16 protein-coding genes and 1 pseudogene are annotated in these 17,612 nt (G+C 50.7%); 13 read left to right on the top strand and 4 right to left on the bottom strand.

Annotated features, from left to right (window positions below; genetic code table 11):
* The first annotated feature begins 159 nt into the window (after positions 1-159).
* The 4 genes from L1N82_RS17480 (at position 160) to L1N82_RS23505 (ending at position 4,718) form a co-directional block, all read left to right on the top strand.
* Positions 160-1,047 (top strand): AraC family transcriptional regulator, encoded by an 888-nt coding sequence (locus L1N82_RS17480; protein ID WP_235288744.1) that lies wholly within the window; start codon positions 160-162, stop codon positions 1,045-1,047.
* Between the two features lie 161 nt (positions 1,048-1,208).
* On the top strand, positions 1,209-2,165 hold the full coding sequence (locus L1N82_RS17475) for an alpha/beta hydrolase family protein (protein ID WP_235288743.1): 957 nt from the start codon (positions 1,209-1,211) through the stop codon (positions 2,163-2,165).
* Positions 2,166-2,375: 210 nt separating this feature from the next.
* Positions 2,376-3,830, top strand: a complete 1,455-nt coding sequence (locus tag L1N82_RS17470) for an aldehyde dehydrogenase family protein (RefSeq protein ID WP_235288742.1) — start codon at positions 2,376-2,378, stop codon at positions 3,828-3,830.
* A gap of 18 nt (positions 3,831-3,848) precedes the next feature.
* Positions 3,849-4,718: a methyl-accepting chemotaxis protein gene (locus tag L1N82_RS23505; protein WP_235288741.1), complete on the top strand. Its 870-nt coding sequence runs from the start codon at positions 3,849-3,851 to the stop codon at positions 4,716-4,718.
* Between the two features lie 366 nt (positions 4,719-5,084).
* On the opposite strand, the gene L1N82_RS23305 is transcribed toward L1N82_RS23505, so the two are convergent.
* From L1N82_RS23305 to L1N82_RS17455, 3 genes are read right to left on the bottom strand one after another with little or no spacing between them, the layout of a single operon-like run.
* Positions 5,085-5,339 carry a LysE family translocator gene (locus L1N82_RS23305; protein WP_268822030.1) on the bottom strand — a complete coding sequence of 85 codons (255 nt, stop codon included), beginning with the start codon at positions 5,337-5,339 and terminating at the stop codon, positions 5,085-5,087.
* A 5-nt stretch (positions 5,340-5,344) separates the two neighbouring features.
* The gene (locus L1N82_RS23300) at positions 5,345-5,614 is read right to left on the bottom strand and encodes a LysE family translocator (protein WP_328284496.1); all 270 of its coding nucleotides are present in this window, start codon (positions 5,612-5,614) and stop codon (positions 5,345-5,347) included.
* Between the two features lie 24 nt (positions 5,615-5,638).
* Entirely contained in the window at positions 5,639-6,493 is an 855-nt protein-coding gene (locus L1N82_RS17455; protein ID WP_235288740.1) for a copper amine oxidase N-terminal domain-containing protein, read from the bottom strand.
* A gap of 186 nt (positions 6,494-6,679) precedes the next feature.
* Between L1N82_RS17455 and L1N82_RS17450 the strand changes: the two genes are divergently transcribed.
* The gene (locus L1N82_RS17450; protein ID WP_235288739.1) at positions 6,680-7,237 is read left to right on the top strand and encodes a cysteine hydrolase family protein; all 558 of its coding nucleotides are present in this window, start codon (positions 6,680-6,682) and stop codon (positions 7,235-7,237) included.
* Positions 7,238-7,333: 96 nt separating this feature from the next.
* Here the strand turns inward: L1N82_RS17450 and L1N82_RS17445 are convergent, their stop codons facing one another.
* The gene (locus L1N82_RS17445; RefSeq protein WP_235288738.1) at positions 7,334-7,501 is read right to left on the bottom strand and encodes a hypothetical protein; all 168 of its coding nucleotides are present in this window, start codon (positions 7,499-7,501) and stop codon (positions 7,334-7,336) included.
* A gap of 303 nt (positions 7,502-7,804) precedes the next feature.
* On the opposite strand from L1N82_RS17445, the gene L1N82_RS17440 reads away from it, so the two are divergent.
* The 8 genes and pseudogenes from L1N82_RS17440 (at position 7,805) to L1N82_RS17400 (ending at position 17,520) form a co-directional block, all read left to right on the top strand.
* Complete coding sequence (locus tag L1N82_RS17440; RefSeq protein ID WP_235288737.1) at positions 7,805-9,544, top strand: sensor histidine kinase; 1,740 nt, start codon at positions 7,805-7,807, stop codon at positions 9,542-9,544.
* On the top strand, positions 9,537-11,132 hold the full coding sequence (locus tag L1N82_RS17435; protein ID WP_235288736.1) for a response regulator: 1,596 nt from the start codon (positions 9,537-9,539) through the stop codon (positions 11,130-11,132). The genes L1N82_RS17440 and L1N82_RS17435 overlap by 8 nt, the downstream gene beginning before the upstream one ends.
* A gap of 212 nt (positions 11,133-11,344) precedes the next feature.
* Entirely contained in the window at positions 11,345-12,691 is a 1,347-nt protein-coding gene (locus tag L1N82_RS17430) for an ABC transporter substrate-binding protein (RefSeq protein ID WP_235288735.1), read from the top strand.
* A gap of 112 nt (positions 12,692-12,803) precedes the next feature.
* Positions 12,804-13,760 (top strand): carbohydrate ABC transporter permease, encoded by a 957-nt coding sequence (locus tag L1N82_RS17425; protein WP_235288734.1) that lies wholly within the window; start codon positions 12,804-12,806, stop codon positions 13,758-13,760.
* A gap of 1 nt (position 13,761) precedes the next feature.
* Complete coding sequence (locus L1N82_RS17420) at positions 13,762-14,607, top strand: carbohydrate ABC transporter permease (protein WP_407946772.1); 846 nt, start codon at positions 13,762-13,764, stop codon at positions 14,605-14,607.
* 176 nt (positions 14,608-14,783) lie between these two features.
* Positions 14,784-15,914 (top strand): glycoside hydrolase family 88/105 protein, encoded by a 1,131-nt coding sequence (locus L1N82_RS17415; protein ID WP_235288769.1) that lies wholly within the window; start codon positions 14,784-14,786, stop codon positions 15,912-15,914.
* A 96-nt stretch (positions 15,915-16,010) separates the two neighbouring features.
* A pseudogene (locus tag L1N82_RS17410) lies at positions 16,011-16,193 on the top strand (transposase zinc-binding domain-containing protein); the annotation flags it as partial.
* Between the two features lie 541 nt (positions 16,194-16,734).
* Complete coding sequence (locus tag L1N82_RS17400) at positions 16,735-17,520, top strand: class I SAM-dependent methyltransferase (protein WP_235288733.1); 786 nt, start codon at positions 16,735-16,737, stop codon at positions 17,518-17,520.
* The last annotated feature ends 92 nt before the right edge of the window (positions 17,521-17,612 follow it).

Raw genomic sequence — 17,612 nt, 5'->3', positions numbered from 1 at the left:
GATCTATTTCGGCAAATTTCGCCATTTTTTTAGATCTAAATTTTATTACAGAAAATTATGCAAAAACTTTTCATGTATGCTGAAAAAAGCAGAATCATCCGATATTCCATTAATAAGAGTATTGCGTTTCTTACTCTCCACATTGCAGGAAGGGAAAGCGTGAAAGATCTAATGGAGTATGAGTTCCTAACATTCGATAACGATTTGCCAATAAAAATTATTCTGCATCCTGTAGATGACACAACGCGGTTCATTCCGAGACATTGGCATGAAAGCGTAGAAATTTCTTACGTCCTTACAGGATCAATCGAAACAATCTACATAGAAGGGACAAGTTATACATCTCGCGAGGGTGATATTGTTGTCATTAATTCTAATGATGTGCACTCCTTTACGGTTGACCCTGAAGAAGACGGTTCGGCGCTAACGGTCATTATTTCGTATGAGTTTCTGAAAAATAACTTCCCCGATATGGATCGTATTCGATTCCAATGCATATCCAGTATTGAGACTGACGCGCAGCAGCTGTCCAGGATGGCCAAGCTGCGGGAGACGCTGGATACCATCATAGCGGTGTATCGGGATCGTGACCGCGATCCGCTGGCTCCGATCCGGATGAGAGGGTTGTCCTACGAGCTCATATACATGCTGCTGGGAGATTTTGCAGTGGAGAAGAGCCATGCAGGGGCTATTAAATCTCAAAAGCACTTGAGTTTGTTAACAGAGATCACCGATTTCATCAAGGTTAACTACAAACAACAGCTGCCTATTGCCCTCCTCGCCAGTCAATTTGGATTTACCGCGGAATACCTGTGCCGATTTTTCCGCAAGCAGATCGGGATGACAATACTTCAATATATACATGCGATCCGGCTCGAGAATGGCCATCGTGACCTGGTTATGACTGACCATCCGGTTACCCAGATTGCCTACGACAATGGATTTCCGAATGTGAAGTCCTTTAACCGGGTATTTAAGGCTATGTACGCGATGACTCCAGATCAATATCGTAAGTCTAAAGTACCAAATTTGACAAGAGGTTTGTAAGAAAAATGTCAAGTGGTCAAGAATTGACCTGATTTTGGCTAAGAATAGACCTTACTTTGGATGTGGTATTTGCTACAATGACTAGGGACCCGCTCAGACAGAGGGGGTAAATCCTGAATAGACAGGATTACATAGAGATATATACCTAGGAGGAAAGAACCATGTCTAAGAAAGTATTGGTATCGATGGCTGCTGTACTGGCCTTCGCAGGATTCGGGAATTTGGCAAGCCAGACCACTGGCAGCTTCCCAACCACAGTGGCGTACGCACAGGAAAGCTCTTATGATGCGATCGCCGAGAAAAAAGGGAGCTCGCTGCTTGTTGAAGGCGATATTGCATTTGAATACCCGGGCTCTAATGGCGTGACACTGCGCGGATCGGTGCGCCTGCCTAATTCTTATCAAGAGGGGAACAAATATCCGGTCGTTATTCTTTCGCACGGTGTGCTTGGCGACCGCAATCAGCAGGGAATGTTCACAGCGCTTACGGATGCTCTGCAGAAGAAAGGTTTTGTAACAGTACGTTTTGACTTTAACGGCTACGGAGAAAGCGGCGGAACACTGATTAACAACACGATCAAAACAGAAAAAGAAGACCTGAGTGCTGTTATTGACTTTGTAAAAGCACAGAAATATACCGATGTGGACAAAATTAATCTGGTTGGCTACAGCATGGGCGGAGCAGCAACGAGCCTGGCAGCTGGAGAGAGAGCGGGCGAAATTCACAGTGTAGCACTGTGGTCCGCTGCAGCTGTATTGGTTGATCACGCAGAGAGCGGCAACCTGCTTGGCACGACAGTAGACCTGAACAACATTCCGAACGAAATTCCGATCTTTGGCGGAGCATTTACCTTCGGCAAGCAATGGTTCGAGGATGCCATCGGCCTGGACATCTACGGTATTTCGGCACAATATGAAGGTCCTGTACTGGTTGTACATGGCGATCAAGACGTAGTAGTGCCTATGAGCTACTCCGAGAGATATGATGAAGTTTACGGCAAGGACTCGAAGCTTGTTGTCATCAAGGGCGGCGAGCATGTATACTCCGGAGAGCCTTTGGAGCATGCAGTTAAGCGCACGGTGAACTTCCTGTACAAAGAAAATAAAAGAAACAATTAATCGGATCGCCAGCAGGCGATCAGGCCTCTGTTAATTGAGACTGCGAAGTGGACTTCGCAGTCTTTTTTTTACTATTAAAGATGCAAAAGGAATAACAGTCGTTATGTGATTTGTACAATATGAGTAAAATGATGTGACGGCTCAATATTTTCCGGAGAATGCCGATAACCATATAATAGCTGGTAATTATTATATCTTTGGAGGCACAATATGGATTACACACAGTTGGGGAAACAGTTTATAGATGGTGAATGGAGAGACGGCCGGAGCGACAAAACACTGTCTGACATTAATCCGTACAACGATGATGTTATTACCACCTTCCGGATAGCAAATGTTGAGGATATTGACCATGCGTACCAATCCGCATATAAGGCCAAGCTGGAATGGGATAAGGTAAACCCGTACACGAAACGAGACGTTATTGAGAATGCCGTTAAATATATTGAAGCGCACGAGGAAGAGATTGCTTCCATTATCGTTCAGGAGCTTGGCGGCACACGCCTGAAGGCGGCGTTCGAAATCGGTCTAGTGAAAAATATGATCAAGGAAGCGGCTACTTTCCCGCTTAGAATGGAAGGTAAGATACTGCCGTCCACAGAGGATGGCAAGGAGAACCGGCTGTACCGGATTCCAGCAGGTGTCGTAGGGGTAATCAGTCCGTTTAACTTCCCGTTCTTCTTGTCCATGAAGTCCGTAGCTCCAGCGCTCGGTGCTGGTAATGGCGTTGTATTGAAGCCACATGAAGATTCGCCAATCACAGGCGGAACTCTGATCGGCAAGATTTTTGAAGAAGCGGGCGTGCCGAAGGGTCTGTTGAACGTTGTGGTGACCGACATTAAGGAGATTGGCGATGCCTTTGTCGAGCACCCGATTCCGAGAATCATCTCATTCACCGGATCTACCAAGGTCGGAAGCTACATTGGACAAGTAGCGGTCAGGAACTTCAAGAAGCCGCTGCTGGAGCTGGGCGGGAACAGCGCGTTCATCATCCTGGAGGATGCGGATATCGACTATGCGGTCCAAGCGGCAACCTTCAGCAGATTCACGCATCAAGGTCAAATTTGTATGTCCGCGAACCGGATTCTTGTCCAGAAGCCGGTATATCAGGAATTCATTAAGAAGTATGCCGAGAAGGTTGCTTCTCTTACGACAGGTGATCCAAGTGATCCGCAGACCATCATCGGTCCGGTTATTAACAACCGTCAGGCAGAAACGCTGCAAACGCTGATTGCGCAGGGGATAGAGCAGGGCGCGGTACCTCTCGTGCAGGGCAAGATTACGGGAAGAATGGTAGAGCCTACTGTTCTAGTGAACGTTAAGCCGGATATGATTGTAGCCCAAGAGGAGCTGTTTGGCCCGGTGGTATGTATCATTCCATTCGAGACCGAAGAGGAAGCAATCGAGATTGCTAACGATACCCGTTTTGGATTAAGCGGTGCTATTCATACTGCTAATCTCGAGCGTGGGGTAGAGATGGCCAAAAAGGTGCAAACGGGTATGATCCATGTGAACGATGTTACGATTAATGATGAGCCGATTGTGGCATTTGGCGGCGAGAAGCAGTCCGGTCTAGGCCGTTTGAACGGTGAATGGAGTCTGGATGAATTTACGACATTGAAGTGGATTTCGGTTAATTACGGCCAGAGAAGATTCCCTTATTAAGGGTTGAGGTGAGAGAGCGTGGATAATGTGACAGAAGTAAAGAAAGAACATGAGCTGTTAAGCGCGTTTGTTAAGGTGGCTCCGCTGCTGAATAGACTCGTTCAAGACGATATTACAATCGGCATCTATGATACGGAGAAGCTGATTATCAATATTCCAGGCAAAACCTTCTCGTTGAATGTTTCCCCGGGTGACCCGCTGATGGAAGGGGACATTGTTACGAATGCGATTCGTAACAATACGGCTATATCGGCAGTTGTGCCGAAAGAGCTGTTTGGCTTCCCGCTTGCTGCCCGCGCAATCCCGCTCCACGATGAAGAGGGCAGAGTCATCGGCGGCGTAGGTATGGGTACCAGTCTGGAGAAGGCGAATAAGCTGTTTGAGATGGCCGAGAGCTTCTCCGCGATTGTCGAGCAAACCGCAGCCTCTATTGAAGACATTAATCAATCGGTGTCGGAGCTGACGGGTCGCGTTACCGAAGTAACAAGCCAAGTGAAAAATGTCAGTGTCAGCGCACAGCAGATCGGCAAAATTTCCAGCGTGGTTAAAGAAATTTCCGATCAAAGTAATCTGCTTGGACTGAATGCGGCTATAGAAGCAGCAAGAGCGGGTGAAGTGGGGAGAGGGTTCTCCGTGGTTGCGGATGAAATTCGCAAACTGGCAACCAGCTCGAAGGAGAATGTGGATCAGATTAATGGGATCACCAAGAATATTCAGGAACTGCTGCAGCGTTTAAATCATGCTTTTACTGACATTCATACTCTGGCTGATACCCAGTCCGGATCCATTCATGAATTCTCCGCCACAATCCAGGAGATAAGCAGTAAAGCACAGGAACTGGCGCAGCTTGCCGAGGCATCACTATATACGGAAGAAGACGGCCAGTAAGAACTCTCGATGATGTACTGCACGGGCTAGTGACTGGTGCAGGGAAGGGGACGTTCCATGTTATCACCCGAATGCGGATGATAATCGGAGCGTCCCCTTTTTCTAAATAAAATAATTAGCCATCATTATAAAAGGGATACCCCAGCCAAATCTGTAGATGCAGAATATAAACAGGCCGATCCATCCCCATAGAATAAGTAAGCGAAGCGCCCTCGGTATAAGCAAGTACTCGCTGTACAGCCACTGTATCATTTTCTTCATTTAGTCAACCCCTTGTAAAGAGATGATCCCGAAGTGTTGTATCCCGACCCCGTCTCGAAAGAGGAATAACCGGTTTCGAACTTGTTGCCCCTCCACACTCATTCTTCAGCTCTTCAGCATAATAATAATAACGCCGGTGACCATCAAATTCAGCGCCCCGATCCGGTGGACCCACTTCTGCGCTTGGTTGTTCAGGAATCGGGCGACTTTATCGGCGAGGACCGTATAGGTAATGTCATTCATAATTCCCAAGGCGAGAAAGGTCGCTCCGAGCAGCAGGATCTGAGGCAGGTATGCTTCATCTTTACTTACAAACTGCGGCATGAACGCTACATAGAACAGGAAGCTCTTTGGATTCAAGATCGTCACCCTATACCGAGGTAAACAAGATACGCTGCTCCAAGCCATTTGAGAAGGTTAAAGAGGGGAGGAGAGGCAAGCAGCAGCGCGCCCACACCTGCTAACGACAGCAGCATGGATGTTAAGTCTCCCAGAAATGTACCGGGAATCATGGAGAATGCAGCGCTTTTGCCCCGGCTGATACTCGTGGTGACTAACAGTGTGACGACCGGACCAGGTGTCGCAATAATAAGCAGGGAAGCGATAACGAATGAAATCCAAAGCTCAAAGGTCACGTTCACTAACCCTCTTCCATTAGACTATCGTTTAATTTCCTCTTTAATTGGATACAACTCCTCTAAGTTATTCATGTCTTTACTTCCAAGTACCGTTTCTTTACCCTTAGTGGTTATATATCCATACTGGGATAGCCCTGCATGCGTAGAAACATAATAGAAAAACAACCGGTCAGTGATCTTTGGCCGTTGTCCCACTTCACTTGATATGCCGCTGTTTGTTACCCAGAATTTATTATTATTTCCTCCAATTTTTCCACTCCACTTATGCCAAGCTGCATTTCCTTTTACTTCGTAATAACCAGCAATACCATCACTAATATAGAAGAAAGCTTTTGACTCTCCCTCGGGAAAGAGTAATTTAAACCTTCCTCCGCTGCTTTGACCTCCAGTAAGTTCTTTTAATGTAGTAATGGCCGGAATAGTAATTGCAGCAAGACGCGATTTTGTTAAATCATCTGAATTCAAATTAGCTTTCGTCTGTTCACTTATTTTTGCTACTTGGACAGTTCTTGTATGAGCGTCCCAGGCTACATCACTATTAAAGTTTTCAGCAATAAATCGAATTGGAACCATTACACGACCATTTTTAATTAGCATTGACTCCGATTGTTTTTGATTTACGCTAAACGTCATTGATTTGGTAGGATCAACAATCACAAGTGTTTTTGTTTTGTTGTTCCAGCTTTTTACGGAAATTCCTTCAATCTGTTCAATACTTCTTAGCGGAACAAAAGTAGTCCCATCTTTAACAAAAGGGGCAACGTCTGTTTCTACGGGCCGCTCATTAATAAGTACCGATACAGGTGTGGCTGCTTGTGCGGATGACACTATAAAAAGCATGACAGAGCAAGTGAGAATAAATGATTTCCATTTCAAATGGGTCTACCTCCTTAGGGGTACTTGGATTTCCTTACATTTAATATAGACGCAGTGTTACTGTAAATGTTTCTCTTTTCTGGAACGTGAATCATATAGGTGTCCATACTCAATAGAAGTTGTACAAAAGCATATTCAAATTTATGATGGGTATAGAAGTGGAAATTCCATTGGGGGGATCTTAGAATGAATACTAGAGGAGCTTTAATTATTATTGATGTACAAGTAGCCTTTGATGATAACAAATGGGGAACCCGAAATAACCGGAATGCAGAAGACAATATTAGTAAGATTCTTCAGTTGTGGAGGGAAAAAGGGTGGGTGGTAATCCACATACGTCACACATCAGATAATCCTGATTCGGTATTCCATCCAGCTAATAAGGGGTTCGCCATAAAAGAAATAGTGAAGCCTCTTGATGAAGAAGTCATTATCACAAAGAAAGTAAATAGCAGCTTTATTGGTACAAATTTGGAAGAGTATCTGCGAGAAAACGATATAACAACGGTTGTAATAACAGGTTTGACCACCCCTCATTGCGTATCTACAACTACAAGAATGAGTGGGAATTTAGGGTTCACTACTTACCTTATCTCAGATGCAACAGCAGCTTTTGGTATGGAGGACCAAAATGGCATCTATTATGAGGCAGAAACAGTACATAATATATCGTTAGCTACCTTGCACGATGAATTCGCCACAATTCTTACAACAGAACAGTTGATATACAATTGTACAAAATAGGAAAACAAAGGATAGGTAAAGCAGATATACTCCCTGCTCTCCTATCCTTTCTTCTTTTAACTTTTAATCATTCGGCCGTCTTTATCGACAGCTCTGTCAGCCTTGCTTGTTTGCTTCTGCATCCTCGTTTCGCTCATACGCAATCAGTGTTACACGCTGTCCGGTCAGCTCGGCGATGGCGTCTTCCGCCTGTTGAATGAGATCGACGGCCTGCTCGTGGCCATTTAGCGGCGCAATCGTGTACTCGTCCGTATGAATTTTCATCGGCCAGCCCCCCTTTGGGTGATTTTACCCTTAGAATGCCCATAGTTTAGGGAAAGTAACCCCTTCCTTCATATATCCCCCGGCCAACAGCAGCAGGAAGAAGAATGAAGGAGCTTGTCCTTTTTTCAGGAAAGTAACCGCATTCATAGGAAAATGGCAGTTTTGTGTCGAAACCAATGCTTAGATAAAAATACTATCTACCCTTACTATCCTCCTGCTCGTCCCAATCTGGCAAAAGCTAGATTATCAATTATGCCCGCTAACCTGTACACTTTCCATCCCGGCACAAAGGAGGCTCGCCGCTTGAATATTAGAACGTACTTTGGCAACCAGCTGATTAAGAACAAAATTTTTCTCTTCACGCTGATGATTATGATCGTTGTCTCGGGAGTCAGTATCATTGCGGTGCAGGTGGCGACTGTGATTTATGAAGACCGGATCTATTCGGAATCGGCACAGGTGCTGAACCTGTCCTCCGGCTCGATTGATAATCAGCTACGGCGGATCGAAGACCTGACCTTCCGGATGATCTCGGACAAGACGGTCCAGCGCTACCTGATCGAGAGCAAGCGGGATCAGAATGCGTACGAGCGCTTCAAGACGAAGGATGTGCTGATGGAGCGGCTGCTGGACCAGTCGCGTCAGGAGCGGCCGGTCGCTTCCGTGCAGATGAATGATGCGCTCGGCGGCGAGCTGCAGATGTCGGTGACCTCGCGTTACCGAATCGATACTACGGAGGCGGTGCGGCTGGCACGTGAAGCGGGCGGCTCAGTCGTCTGGGTGCCGTCATCCGAGCCGAACGTCCTGCTGGCTGCGCGGGAGGTCCGGCAGATGCAGGACCTGTCGCTGGAGCATCTGGGCACGCTGATTCTGTACCTGGATATGAACCGGCTGGTCGATACGACGCTGGACTTAACGGGTGACCGGATGTTCATGATCGAATATGCGGGCCAGCATCTGCTGTCGACCAACCCGGAGAAGACGGACGCGCTGCTCGGGCAGCCGCTTACGGAGCGGCAGGGCTACCGGATCGGGACGCTGGACGGCCAGGCGTATTTCATCACGCATCTGACCTCCAAGTATCAGAATTTTACCTATTATAATATCCTGCCTTACGGCAGTATCTTTAATCAGTCCAAGATGATTAAATACGGCCTGCTCGGGCTGTATGGCCTGCTGTTCCTTATCGCAATCTACCTGGGCCGGCTGGCGGGCCGTACGATATCCAGGCCGCTGGAGCGGCTGACGGATAAGATGAAGCTCGTGCAGAAGGGTCATATCGACCCGGCGGAGCTGTTCCAGGACAATAACCTGAATGCGGATGAGACCGGGCAGCTGCATAGGCATTTTCGCTTGATGCTTGAGACGATTAATGAACTGATCCGCGAGAATTACGCCAAGCAGCTGGCCATCAATGAATCGGAGTACAAGGCGCTGCAGGCGCAGATCAACCCGCATTTTCTGTATAACACGCTGGAGTCCATCAACTGGATGGCCAAGGTGAACAAGCAGCAGGACATCTCCACGATGGTTCAGGCGCTTGGCAGCCTGCTGCGGAGCATTATCGGGAAGAAGGAGCCGCTGATCACGATCGAGGAGGAAATGAACATCTTGCACCATTACATTACGATTCAGCAGATGCGCTTCGGTGAGCGTCTGGTGTTCCGGTGCTCCGACGATCCGCTGCTCACGGAATATTACATCCCGAAGCTGACGATCCAGCCGGTGGTGGAGAATACAATTCAGCATGGCCTGGAAGCGATGTCGGGTGTTTGCACCATCGACCTGACCTTCCTTGCGGAAGAGGAGCATATCGAGATCATCATCCGGGATAACGGGCCTGGCATTGATGAGGAAACGCTGGGAGCCATTGCGGAAGGCAGGGTAGTGTCCAAGGGCACGGGAATTGGCCTTGCCAATATCCGCGACCGGATCAGCCTGCTCTTCGGCCCGGCTTACGGGGTAACGGTTGAGAGCACACCGGGTGAAGGGACGACGGTCCGCATCCGGATTCCATACAGTCTGGAGGGTGAGCATGTATAACGTACTGCTGGTGGACGATGAACGGATCATTCTCGAAGGAATTGCAAGTGTTGTCGAATGGGATAAGCATGGAACGCGGCTTGCCGGCAAAGCGGTGGACGGCAGGGAAGCGCAGCAGATGATCGAGCAGAATCCGCCGCATATCGTCATTACAGACATCCGGATGCCCGAAATGACAGGAATCGAGCTGATCGCCTGGGCCAAGGACAAATATCCTGGCATTGTGTTTATCATTTTGTCAGGTCATGAGGAATTCTCGTCAGCGCAGACGGCGATGAAATTCGGCGTGAGGCATTACCTGCTTAAGCCCTGCAGCGAGCAGCAGATTATGCAGGTGCTGGGCGAGGCCGTGGCCGAGCTGAATGAACGGGCGAGCAAGGAAGCCTTCCTTGCCAGCACCCGCGAGAGCCTCACCCGCGTGCTGCCGCAGATACAGGCGCAGTTCCTGAAGGAATGCATGACGAACAAGACATACGGGCAGAAGGAATGGGATTATTACGGCCATCTGCTTGGGCTGGACATCACCGGCCTGCAGGTGAGGCTGCTGCTGTTCGACCTGGACGGCAAGGATTATGATTTTGAGCATCTCTTCGCGCTGCATAATATCTCCGATGAGCTGGTGAAGGAGCGGGGCCTGACGATTCTGCTTAATACGACAATTGGCGACCGCCTCGTGCTGCTGGTGGAGAAAGGGACGCAGGAGCAGTGGCTGGAGGTGCTGGCTGCGATCAAGGCAATGTATAAGCGTTACTTCCGGATGGAGCTGACCGTGGCGGTCAGCAGCCCGGGCACGATTCCGCGCCTGCGCAGGCTGTACAAGGAGACGCGGGAATGCCTGTCGCACCGGTTCTATGTCGGGGAGGGCAGCATCATTACGCCGGAGGATATTCATCATGACGAAGCGGACGCCTTAGAGGAAGGGGCGGATAGTGATCTGGATGCCGTGCTGGACCGGGATGCCTTCGCGCTTGCTGTCCGAAGCGGTAACAGGGAGCAGGTGCAGCATATGATCAAGACCGTGTTCACCAGGCTCAAATCGTCGAAAATGCCGGTCGGCTTCATCAAATCCTATGTGTTGGAGCTGCATCTGATCCTGCTGCGCCAGGCGGAGAGCGGGCAGGCGGCCGGTCCGCTGATCATGGAGCCGGATCTGCTGCAGATCGAGGCGCTCGGCACACTGGAGCAGGCGGAGGAAGTGCTGCTGCGGGCAGCCGGCGAAATAACGAAGCGGTACTATGATACGAATATGCAGTCGCAGAGCCGGGTTATTGAGCAGGTCATCCGCTATGTGCATGACCATCTTCACGATGAGTCGCTGTCGCTGTCGAAGCTGTCGCAGGAGATTGTGTATTTAAATGTCGATTATCTAGGCAAGCTCTTCCGCAAGGAGACGGGGGAGAAGTTCTCCAACTACGTGATCCAGATGCGGATCGAGGAGGCGAAGCGCCTGATTGATGCGGCCGAGCGGGTCAAAATCATTGATATTGCCGCAAAGGTCGGTTTCCCGAATAATCCGCAGTATTTCAGCCAGGTGTTCAAGAAGGTGACGGGCTTAACGCCGTCCGAGTATAAACGGCGGCAGGAATGAGGGCTTAAGGAAAGGGGAGTATGCGAGCATCATACCGGAAAATTGCACGAACAGCGGATTTTTGAACGGCTGTCGGAGCGTGGAGGCAGAGGGGGGGAGCTGAAGTCGGATTTTTAAACGAAACGAAGCGGGTTATTCGATTTAACGCATCCAATGTATGCGCTATCATAACGGTATAAGCCAGATTAAACCCTTAGGGAGGTCATACGCGTATGTACAAAAGATCAACGCTGTGGACACTCATCATGACGATCACACTCACCTTCGCACTGGCTGCCTGCAGCAGCGGCGGCAATGAACCGGCGAATCAAGGCACAGGCGGCAATACGACGACGAATACGGTTGACAGCGGCAGTGGCGGTGAAGGCGGAGATGTAACGCTGCGTCTGATGTGGTGGGGCTCGCAAACCCGTCATGACCTGACGATGGAAGTCATTAAGCTGTATCAGGAGAAGAACCCGAATGTGAAGATTGAGACCGAGTTCACCGGTTTTGACGGCTATTGGGAAAAGCTCGCGGCCATGGTAGCCGGCAACAACATGCCGGATGTGCTGCAGATGAACTTCGGTGAATATATGACGCAGTATGCCGGCAAGGATGTGCTGGCTGACCTGCAGCCATTCGTCGAATCGGGTACGATCGACGTCAGCAAGATCAATGAAGGCCTGATGGAATCTGGTCAGGCGAACGGCAAGCTGCTCGGTATCCCGCTTGGCATGAACGCGCTGACGGTTATCTATGACGAGCAGATGCTGAAGGATGCAGGTGCGAAGGTGCCTGATCTGAACTGGACATGGGACGACTGGAAGGCTGCTGCAGAGGCTGTGCATGCGAAGACAGGCGAATACGGCACGCAGGGCTTTGAGACCGGCAATGTGTTCGAGTATTATGCGCGCCAGCATGGCCAGAAGCTGTTCAACGACGATGCGACAGGCCTGGGCTTCGACGACCAGCTGTTAGCGGATTATTTCCAAATGACCTTTGAGCAGCAGGAGAAGGGAACTTATCCGACGCTTGACGTGATCATGCAGCATGAAGCGATTGAGGATCAGCTGATCGTGCACGGCAAGGCGCCATTTGACTTCCGCTGGTCCAACCAGGTTGTGGCTCTGACCAAGGCTGCCGGACGCCCGCTCAAGCTGGCGCCGCTCCCGGGTCCTGATACTGCGAAGGGAATGTATCTGAAGCCGGCGATGTTCTTCTCGATCAGCAAGAAGTCCCAGCAGCAGGAAGAGGCGGCCAAATTCATCGACTTCTTCATCAATGATGTGGAAGCCAACAAGATCATGAACGGCGAGCGCGGCGTACCGGTCAATGATGAGGTGCGTGAGGCGATGGCGGCTGATCTGGATGAAACGAACAAGATGATCTTCGACTATATCGACCTGATTGGCGAGAACAGCTCCCCAATCGACAGCAACTTCCCGCCGGGCTCCTCTGAAGTGCTTGCAGCGCTGGAGGAAGTGAATGAGCAGGTCATGTACAAACAGCTTTCGCCTGCCGAGGCAGCTGCTGAGTTCCGCGAACGTGCGGAAAGCATTATTGCCAGAGCAAAGTAAGCACCTCCTGTATTTAAGCCGGACCTGGACGTTCCGCATCCTTCGGAGGCCAGGTCCGGCTTCTGTCTTCTCAAGACCGTGCGGAAATTTATAAGGAAAGTGTGGTAATAGCATGGCGAAGCAATTGACAAGCGAAGCGCTTCCGGTCGACCTGCCCGGCGTGAAGCGTACCAGGAAGAAGACCAAGGATACCGACAACCTGACCGGTTACCTGTTCATAATGCCCTTCCTGGTCGGCTTCATCGCATTGACCGTGTTCCCGGTCGCAATGTCGCTGTATCTCTCTTTTACCGATTATGACATGCTTGGACAGGCGAGCTGGATCGGGATGGAGAACTATCAGCGGATGCTGACCGACGACAACAAATTCCTGCAGTCCGTCAAGGTTACATTCTTCTATGTGTTTACAGCGGTGCCGTTCCGGCTGATCTTCGCGCTCGCCGTAGCGCTGCTGCTGGCCAAGGTTATGGTCATGAAAGGTCTGTACCGCACGCTTCTCTACCTGCCTTCGGTTATTGGCGGCAGTGTCGCCATCTCCGTGATGTGGCGGCAGCTATTCGGGAACGAGGGGGCGCTTAATTCGATTCTTGCGCAGCTCGGCATTCCGACGGTCTCCTGGCTGGGCGATCCGGCTTATGCCATCTGGACCTTGATTCTGCTGTACGGGTGGCAGTTCGGCTCGTCGATGCTTATTTTCCTGGCGGGGCTGAAAAATATTCCGGCTTCCTATTATGAAGCGGCCCAGGTGGATGGGGCCAATGCATGGCACCGGTTCATCAAGGTTACGATTCCGCTGCTTACGCCGATCATCCTGTTTAACGTTATCATGCAGCTGATCCAGGGCTTTATGGCCTTTACGCCAAGCTACATCATATTCGAAGACGGCCGTCCGCTGAACTCGACGCTGCTGTATGTGCTGTACATGTTCCAGCGCGCCTTCACCTTCTTCGATATGGGCTATGCATCAGCCATGGCATGGATGCTGCTGCTCGTTATCGGTATCTTCACGGCGCTCATCTTCAAGAGCTCCTCCTACTGGGTTCACTACGAATCGGAGGGAGACAAGTAATATGGCGATTAAACGGAGTACCCGAAATCTCATTATTCAGCAGATCGTACTTGTCGTTCTGACCTTCATTATGCTGTACCCGCTGCTCTGGATGACGGTCAGCTCATTCAAGGATAATTCGACGATCTTCACGTCCGCGCATTCCCTGATTCCGAATAAGCTTAATTTTGACAGCTATGTGGAGGGGTGGAAGGGCTTCGGCGGCATCACGTTCACGACCTTCTTCATGAACTCGTTCATCATCACGATTCTGTCGACAATCGGCAGCGTGCTGTCCTCGACTCTGATTGCTTACGGCTTCGCCCGGATCAAGTTCAGCGGCAAGAAAATCTGGTTCGTCTGCATGATGATTACCATGATGCTGCCGTATGAAATTATTATGGTGCCGCAGTATATCATGTTCAACTGGTTCGGCTGGGTGAACACGTACTGGCCGCTGATCCTGCCGACGTTCTTCGGTACACCGTTCTTCATCTTCCTGATCATGCAGTTCATCCGGACCATTCCGCTTGAGATTGATGAAGCGGCGAAGATTGACGGCTGCAGCAAGTTCATGATTTTCTCCCGCATCATTATGCCGCTGATCGTGCCGGCGATGATGACAAGCGCCATCTTCTCGTTCTACTGGCGCTGGGATGACTTCATGGGACCGCTGCTGTACCTGAACCAGCCGCAGCTGTATCCGGTATCCTTGGGACTGAAGATGTTCTCGGACCCTGACTCGATCACGAACTGGAGCGCCCTGTTCGCCATGTCGACGGTCAGCATTCTGCCGGTATTCATCATCTTCTTCATGTTCCAGCGCTATATTGTGGAGGGCATCAGCACCAGCGGCCTGAAGGGATAGCGTGGTAAAGGTACTGCTGGTAGGATGCTGCAGAGACAGCTGAAGGATTTCCCGGGCAATGCCTAGAAGAATATGGGATGCACAAGCAGGTGTAAGAAGCAGGAAGCGGGGCTGCGGCCTGGCAAGACCGGGCTGCAGCCTTGGCCTGTCATAATCGGAAGGAGAGGATATCAATGATGACAGAAGCAAGCCATACAGAGCAGCCGCTGCAGTGGGCGAAGGATGCCTGCCGGTCGATTATGGAGACCTACACCCCGGCACAGCTTCCGCCGGAAGGGCGGTGGCATTATCATCAGGGCGTGTTCCTGTACGGGATGCTCCGGCTCTGGGAGGAGACGGGCGAAGCTGAGCTGTTCGATTATATCAAGGGTTACGTCGATTCGCTGGTTGATGAGCACGGGAATTTCCTGTTTGACCGGGAGGAGCTGGACGCGATTCAGGCGGGGGTTCTGCTCTTCACGCTGCACAAGAAGACGGGCGACGACCGCTATAAGAAGGCAGCCGACAAGCTGCGCCACCTGTTCGATACCTTGAACAAGACGAGCGAAGGCGGCTACTGGCATAAGGATAAATATCCGTATCAGATGTGGCTGGACGGCCTCTATATGGGCGGCGCGTTCGCGGTGCGCTACGGCTGGCATTATGGCGAGCCGGATCTGTACGATATGGTGCTGGAGCAGGAGCGCCTGATGCGCAGCCATACCCGCGATGAGGAGACCGGTCTCTATTATCATGCCTGGGATGAGAGCCGCCGCACACCGTGGTCCGATCCCGAGACTGGCCGTGCGCCGGAAGTATGGGGACGGGCGATGGGCTGGTACGGCTTCGCGCTGGCTGATTTCCTCACAATTATTCCGGAAGGCTATAAGGGACGCGATGCACTGATTGAGGTGGAGCGGGACCTGCTGACCTCGCTGCTGAAGCATCAGGACCAGAAGACCGGCATGTGGTACCAGGTCATCGACAAGGGAGACCGCCCGGACAACTGGCTGGAGACCTCCTGCTCGGCATTATATATCTTCGCGCTGGCGAAGGCGGAGGGACTTGGCATTGGCGGCGAATTGTTCGCTGAGGCAGCGGAGCGCGGCTTCAAGGGCCTGCTGGAGGCGATGCGCCGCGACGATAACGGCCGGTTCATCATGCCGGAGATCTGCATCGGTACAGGCGTAGGCGACTACGAGCATTACATCAAACGGCCGCGCTGCGAGAATGACCTGCACGGCGTCGGCTCCTTCATACTGGCCTGCGTCGAGATGGACGCGTTGCGCAAGCGGCGGACGGCCGGCAGAGAAGCGGCGAGCGTGTAGGGAGCGGAAGGCGGTTATTATAGTAAAAGGAAGCCGTGAGACTGGATCATCGGTCTCGCGGCTTTTTTGTACACATAAAGGGAAGTATAAATTTTTTTGAGGGAAGTGGAGAAGTTCCGTAAGTGGGGTGATCCGCGGAAGGGGTTTAAGCTGATGGTATGCGAAGGATGCCATGAGATGAAATGTGTTCCACTTCGGTGTAAAGGCCGATTTTGCACAATGTGTTCCTGTGGGGAGACCGAGGATGGTGGGATGAACCGGGAGCGGGGGCTAATATAGCAATCCGCGAGCAGACTTCTTCCGGTTTGGCATAATTTAAACCTAACAGAACTCAGCGCCCTTATTTCACTGAATGCAGGTCGCTTCAGCGGGTAACGGAACTCAGCGCTGCTATTCGATCCATTTCAAGGGGATCTTTAATGATAGGGGGACATTAAAGCCTCTGAGTTCCGTAACCATTCAAAAATGACTCTAATTCAATGAATACCGCTTCTCAGTTCCGTAAAGACCTGACTACATTAAAGCGCTGCGTATCCAAATCTCCGGCATGCGATCTATAATCAGAAACGCCAAGTTCAGATATCGATATCCATTCGATAATCCCGAACTTCCCATTCCGGTTACAAGTAATGGAAGTTTCTGCCGAACGGAAACCAGATTAATCGCAGCAGATCTACAGTTCCATGGCTCAGTCCTTTTTGCAATAACTCTCTTCGTCTATGGTTTTTTACTTGGGAACCGGAGCAGACGGCTTAGTTCACAGGATTGACAGATTCTTATATTCCGTCTATTATTCATACAAATCCGGGGAGGTGACGGAATGGAGAACTTATATCTGAACACAGCCGCGCTGTATGACGCTGATAACCGTGCGGTCTTCACGGCGGACATCCCCTTCTATGTGGAACGTGCAAGGAAGCTTGGGGGCAGGGTGCTGGAGCTGGCGTGCGGTACAGGCAGAATCACGATTCCGCTTGCCGAAGCTGGAGCGGAGGTCTGGGGGCTCGACTATTCGCCAGCCATGCTGGAGGTGATGGCCGCCAAGGCGGTTGAGCTGCCCGCTGCGATACGCAGCCGTCTTCATATGGGGCAGGGAGATATGACGGATTTCTCGTTGGAGGAGCGTTTTAACCTGATCTTCATCCCGTTCCGCAGCTTCCAGTCACTGGAGACCGATGAGCAGGCGCTGAATTGTCTCACTTGTGCCAGAGAGCATCTCGAGCCTGGAGGACAGTTCATCATTAACATCTTCAAGCCCATCCGGCAGATGGGGGACTGGTGGGTTGATCCCGAGGAGCACTTGGACTATGAAACAAAGCTTGCGAGCGGGGAGCGTGTGACCCGTCATTCCATCAAGAAGGCCTGCGACACGGAGAAGCGGCTGCTGTACACGGATCTTTACTACCGGATACATAGACAGGATGGAACCGTAGAAGAGTTCAAGGACAGCCTTCGGCTCCGCTACTTCTATGGTGATGATATACGCAGCCTTCTTCACTCAGCTGGCTTCGTGATTCAAGAAGAATACGGGTGGTATGATGGTACCCCGGCTGGGGAAGGACCGGAGTATATTCTGGTATGCGGGTACGCACAGCAGCGTGTGTAATCTGCTGGACTTTAGCCGCTTAAGTTATCAATCAGACGATCCAGCATTAGAGCTTGAAAAACAAGGCCCCCGACAATCCATCGGGGGCCTTG

The sequence above is a fragment of the Paenibacillus tarimensis genome, from assembly GCF_021532315.1.
GTDB lineage: Bacteria > Bacillota > Bacilli > Paenibacillales > Paenibacillaceae > Paenibacillus_I > Paenibacillus_I tarimensis.
Note: the sequence above shows the minus strand (reverse complement) of the source record. Positions and strands in the feature narration are given on the sequence as shown.